This is a genomic window from Streptomyces sp. SAS_272, from assembly GCF_052543235.1.
In genome coordinates this window covers 32991-38166 of record NZ_JBMNDR010000090.1, presented here as the reverse complement: position 1 = coordinate 38166, position 5176 = coordinate 32991, and the positions used below count along the sequence as shown (strand labels likewise).

Here is a 5176-nt window from a genome sequence, read left to right as displayed (position 1 = left end):
CGAGGCCGGTGGCCGGCCGCCGGAGGGCGTGGACGAGGAGACGGCGCTGACGGCGATGCTCGCCGCCGCCTACCCGCTGGGCGGCGACACCGCCGACGGCGAAAGGACCCCCGACCCGGTGGCGCTCGCGGTGCTGGAGGAGACGGCGGAGTACCTGGGCGCCGGCCTCTCCGACCTGATCAACCTCTTCCAGCCCGAGCGCATCCTCATCGGCGGCTGGGCCGGCCTCCAGCTCGGCGCCCGCTTCCTGCCGGCCGTGCGCCGGCACGCCACCGCGTACGCCCTGCGCCACCCCGCGCAGAAGGTCAGCGTCGAGCTCGGCCGGCTCGGCCCCGACGCCGTCACCGTCGGCGCGGCGATCCTCCCGCTCGCCGACTTCTTCGCCCGCGGCGGCCGCCGCCCCGACCCCGTCCCCACCGGCCCGGCGCCGGCGTGGCGCACGGTGCTGGAGGAACGCGCCCCACGCTGAGGCGCCCGCGCCACGCCGAGGGGCCCCGCTGCGGTGCCGACGCCGAGGGGCCCCGCTGCGTCGCGACGTTTCGCCCGCCGTCCGGGAGGTACTCGCGTGGCTGCCGGACGGACGGCGTCCGGCAGGCACGACCGCGAAGGGAGGCCGTCGTGGCCGCACACCGCCTCGAAGGCCCGGACGAGACCAGCGCACCCGTCCCGCGCGACCTGCCGGACCAGCAGGCCGACGCGGACGCGGAGGACCCCTGGGACGTCGCCGGGCCGGATCGGCCGGCGAAGCCCGGCGACGCCGGGACCGTCCCCGACACCGACGAGACGGGCACCGGCCGCAAGGGCGCGTCCCCGGGTGCGTCGCACACGGACATCGACCAGTCCGACGAGCCCGTGCCCGAAGAGCCGTCCGCCTGAGGGGCCCCCTTCGATATCGGCCGACCCGGATCCGCACATGGCCGCGCTCGCTCTGCTCAGGGCCGCTCGGGTGGCCCGCTCCAGGGGCGAGGCCCCGTCACCCGCGATCCGCGCACCTTCGCGGCGGGCGGGTGACGTGGGCTCGGCTATCCCCGGGGGGAGAACGCGTTCACGCCCGTCAGCTCGGCGGACAGCTCCCAGAGCCGAGCCGCCTGCTCCGGGTCGGTCGCCCAGTCCTTGACTCCGGTGCGCTCGTCGTCGGCGCCCGCGGGCTCGGCGACGTCGCAGTCCTCGAGGTAGACCCCGCCCATCCCGTCGAGCTGCGCGGAGGTCGCCGCCCAGGTCTGGGTGGCGGCGCCCTGCTGCGCAGACTTGAAGCCCTCCTGGGCGATGACGTTGCCCTCCTCGTCGATCCAGCCGCGCTCGATCATCTCCTGCTTGGGCAGGTGCCGCTGCAGAGGCGTGATGATGCCGCCGGGATGCAGTGAGAAGGCCCGCACGCCCCGGTCGCGGGCGAGCCGGTCCAGGTGGCAGGCGAACAGCACGTTCGCGGTCTTGGCCTGCCCGTACGCCTGCCACTTGTCGTAGCCGCGCCGCCAGTGGACGTCGTCCCAGCGCATGCCGGAGAAGTGGTGGCCACGCGAGGACACCGACACCACCCGGGCTCCGCCGGGCTCGATCGCCGGCCACAGCCGGTTGACGAGGGCGAAGTGGCCGAGGTGGTTGGTGGCGAACTGCGCCTCCCAGCCGGGCCCGACACGGGTCTCGGGGCAGGCCATCACGCCGGCGTTCGCGATGAGGATGTCGACGGCGCGGCCGGAGGCGAGGAAGCGGTCGGCGAAGCCGCGCACGCTGTCCAGGTCGGCCAGGTCCAGTTCGTCCACCTCCACGCCGTCGAGGCCGTCCAGGGCCTCGCGGGCGGTGTCGGGGCGTCGGGCGGGGACGACGACCTGAGCGCCGGCCCCGGTGAGCGAGCGGGTGGTCTCCAGGCCCAGCCCGGAGTAGCCGCCGGTGACGATCGCGAGCCGTCCGGTCAGGTCGACGCCGGCGAGGACGTCGTCGGCGGTGCTGTGGGCGTCGAACCCCGAGCCGATCGAATGGGAGCGCGCTCGAAGTCAAGCGCCGTGCGTCCCGGGCGGGCCGGGCAAAGGAGAGCCCCGACCGGACGGGGGAATCACGGTCGGGGCGGTCTGAGCGTGGGTGCGCACGGCGGTCGCCTCTCGGCGAGACGCTCCACAGGGCTTCAGCCGGACGATCGTCCCTGTGGGCAGAAGGTGAGGCCCGGGGACACTGTCCCGTCCACACCCACGGTTTGTTCAACGGGTAACCACCCATGGGTGTTCCCCGGTCCACGGCGGGGCGCGGTGACGTGTGTCACCCCGGGATCCGGCCCAGCGGGCTCGCGGGCAGGGACGCCAGAAGGTCGGCCGGGTCGTCGTACACCGTCTCCGCGCCCGCCTCCATCAGGTCGGCGCGGGGGATGCCGCCGCACAGGACGCCCACGCAGCGCACCCCGGCCCGGCGGCCTGCCCGCATGTCCCACACGGTGTCGCCGACGAACACGGCCCCCTCGGCGGACGCCCCGACCAGCTCCAGGGCATGGGCCACCGGCTCCGGCGAGGGCTTGCCCGCCTCGACGTCGTCCGCGCTCGCGGTCGCGGCGATGGCGTCGTCGGCGTCGATGGCGCCGCGCAGGGCCGACAGCTCGGACCCGCTCGCCGAGGTGGCGAGCACCACCGTCCAGCCGTCGTCGCGCAGCCGGCGCAGCAGCCGTCCGGCGTCCCGCAGCGGCGGGAGCCGGTCGAAGTGCTGGCCGTAGAGCGCCTTGTGGGCGGCGCTGAGCTCCGCGTCCCCGTCCGTGTCCCGGTCCTCGCCGAGCAGGTGGGCGATCAGGTCGTCGGAACCGAGGCCGACCGCCCGGTGCACGGCGTGCATCGGCACCCGGTGGCCCGCCTGCCGGAAGGCCTCCCACCAGGTGACGACATGCAGGTGGTTGGTGTCGACGAGGGTGCCGTCGACGTCGAACACGGCGGCGCGTGTCATCTCGGATCCTTTCTCTCGAGCCACCCGCCGGGTACCACCTCAGCGGTCCGCCACTCCCGCCGGCGTCCGGCCCTCATGCGTCCAGGCGAGCAGGTCCTCGAGCGGCCAGGCGGTGACGACCCGCTCCGCGGGCACCTCGCACTCCTCGGCCCGCGCGCACCCGAGGATCTGCCAGTCCAGCTGGCCCGGCGCGTGCGCGTCGGTGTCGACGGAGAACAGCGTGCCCGCGGCCACCGCCCGGCGCAGCAGCCGGCGCGGCGGGTCGAGCCGCTCGGGCCGGCTGTTGATCTCCACGGCAGTGCCGGACTCGGCGCACGCCGCGAACACCTCGTCCGCGTCGAACTCCGACTCCGCCCGCCCGCGCCCGCCCACCAGCCGTCCGGTGCAGTGGCCGAGCACGTCGGCGTGCGGATCGCGCACGGCCCTGACCATGCGGCGCGTCATCGCCCGGGCCTCCATGCGCAGCTTGGAGTGCACGGACACCACGACCACGTCGAGCCGCTCCAGCAGCTCCGGCTCCTGGTCGAGGGACCCGTCGTCGAGGATGTCGCACTCGATGCCGGTCAGCAGCCGGAAGGGCGCCCAGGTCGCGTTGAGCTCCTCGACCACGTCCAGTTGGTGGCGCAGCCGCTCGGGCGACAGTCCGCGGGCCACCGTCAGCCGCGGCGAGTGGTCGGTGAGCACGGCCCACTCGTGGCCGAGCGCCGCCGCCGTGCGGCCCATCTCCTCGATCGGGCTGCCGCCGTCCGACCAGTCGGAGTGGACGTGGCAGTCTCCGCGCAGCAGCGCCCGCAGCCCCGTCCCCGCGCCCTCCGTGAGCGGCCGGCCGGCCTCGTCCTCCAGCTTCGTCAGGTACGACGGCTGTTGCCCGGCCAGCGCCTCACGCACCACCTGGGCGGTCTTGGGGCCCACGCCCTTCAGCGACTCCAGCGTCCCGGCGGCCGAGCGCTGCTCGACCTCCGCCGCGGGGAGCCCGCGCAGCACGCGGCCCGCCGTGCGGAACGCGCGCACCCGGTAGGTGGGGGCCAGCGACCGCTCCAGCAGGAAGGCGATCCGGTCCAGGGCCTCGACGGGGTCCATCGCCACCTCCTGGCTCCAGAGTTCCCCGCCCGCGCGGGGACCGCACGTCGGGGAGACGAAGCGCTCGCCCTGCCCTCATGTCCGTGATCGAATGTCCGTGATCGAATGATTCGTAACGATCGGTTCCGCTCTACCCTCTATGTCATGACCGAAATCGCGAGCCTCCGTATCTCCCGACCGCGGATCATGGTGCTGGGGGTGCAGCCCGCCGCCGTTCCTTTCCGCATCGTGGAAATCGACGCCGAGGTGGTCGGCGAGGCCAGGGACGTGACCGACGTCCTCGAGATCGCCGCCGCGTACGGCATCACGGTGCACGACCTCGACGACCCGGACGTGGTGCGCTGGGTGGGCGGGGACAGGTACACCTGGAACCCGCACTGACGCCGGTCCGGTCCTCGTCCCCGCCCCGCTCTCACCCGCGCGGCTTGCGGGCGTGCACCGCACGGCCGATCCGGCGGCCGAGGATCAGGTAGCCGATCAGCGCGCCGGACGTGTTGAGGATGACGTCGTCGATGTCGAAGGCGCGTCCGGTCACCAGCGCGCCCTGGGCGAACTCCACCAGCAGCATGACGGCCGCCGTCAGCAGCAGCACGCGCAGCAGCCCGCGGGCCTGGGGGGCGACGACCGGCACCAGTACGCCGAAGGGCACGCCCAGCAGGAGGTTGCCGCCGATCTGCTTCACCGCGTCGCGCAGTTCCGGCTGGTCCAGATAGGCCCGCAGCGAGTCGCCCGGCCGCAGGTTGGAGTGCACCAGGGCCACCGAGGCGGGCGACGGCTCCAGCGTGACGCGGGCGAGCGCGACGGCGAACGCGACCATGAAGGCGAAGGCGCACAGCATGGCCAGCAGCCGCAGCGGGAACGGCAGCGGCCGACCGGTCTTCGCGTCGGTCGCCGGTGCGGTCTTTCCGCCGGTCTTCCTTGCGGTCTTCTTCGCGGTCTTCTTCGCGGTATTCCCGCCGGTCCGCGGAGGCGTCTCGGTCTTGTTCCAGGGCTTCCAGCGTTTTCCGGGTCTTCCGGGTTTGCCGGGCTCCTCGGCGCCGCGCGGGCGGAACGCGGTGAGCGGACGAAGCGCTGCACGGGCCATCCGGTCCTCCAATAGTCAACTTCCCTGCGTGACAGGGCGATTACCCACGAAAACCCCGAGGATGCCGACCTTCTCGCCCGCGGCGGACACGAG

7 protein-coding genes are annotated in these 5176 nt (G+C 74.1%); 3 read left to right on the top strand and 4 right to left on the bottom strand.

Going from position 1 to position 5176, the window contains the following annotated elements; all coding sequences use genetic code 11:
- The coding region (locus ACN6LD_RS35090; protein ID WP_445045278.1) for an ROK family protein at positions 1-469 on the top strand (469 nt) is incomplete at its 5' end.
- A gap of 149 nt (positions 470-618) precedes the next feature.
- Complete coding sequence (locus ACN6LD_RS35085; protein WP_319194376.1) at positions 619-876, top strand: hypothetical protein; 258 nt, start codon at positions 619-621, stop codon at positions 874-876.
- 146 nt (positions 877-1022) lie between these two features.
- Here the strand turns inward: ACN6LD_RS35085 and ACN6LD_RS35080 are convergent, their stop codons facing one another.
- The 3 genes from ACN6LD_RS35080 to ACN6LD_RS35070 all read right to left on the bottom strand — a co-directional run bounded on the left by ACN6LD_RS35080 (position 1023) and on the right by ACN6LD_RS35070 (position 3999).
- On the bottom strand, positions 1023-1970 hold the full coding sequence (locus ACN6LD_RS35080; protein WP_445045279.1) for an SDR family NAD(P)-dependent oxidoreductase: 948 nt from the start codon (positions 1968-1970) through the stop codon (positions 1023-1025).
- A 280-nt stretch (positions 1971-2250) separates the two neighbouring features.
- Positions 2251-2919 (bottom strand): HAD family hydrolase, encoded by a 669-nt coding sequence (locus ACN6LD_RS35075; protein ID WP_319194378.1) that lies wholly within the window; start codon positions 2917-2919, stop codon positions 2251-2253.
- A gap of 39 nt (positions 2920-2958) precedes the next feature.
- Entirely contained in the window at positions 2959-3999 is a 1041-nt protein-coding gene (locus ACN6LD_RS35070; RefSeq protein WP_445045277.1) for a PHP domain-containing protein, read from the bottom strand.
- Positions 4000-4143: 144 nt separating this feature from the next.
- Here ACN6LD_RS35070 and ACN6LD_RS35065 point away from each other — a divergent pair, with 144 nt between their 5' ends.
- Complete coding sequence (locus ACN6LD_RS35065) at positions 4144-4380, top strand: hypothetical protein (RefSeq protein WP_107445551.1); 237 nt, start codon at positions 4144-4146, stop codon at positions 4378-4380.
- Positions 4381-4411: 31 nt separating this feature from the next.
- On the opposite strand, the gene ACN6LD_RS35060 is transcribed toward ACN6LD_RS35065, so the two are convergent.
- Entirely contained in the window at positions 4412-5083 is a 672-nt protein-coding gene (locus ACN6LD_RS35060) for a VanZ family protein (protein WP_445045276.1), read from the bottom strand.
- Between the last annotated feature and the right edge of the window lie 93 nt (positions 5084-5176).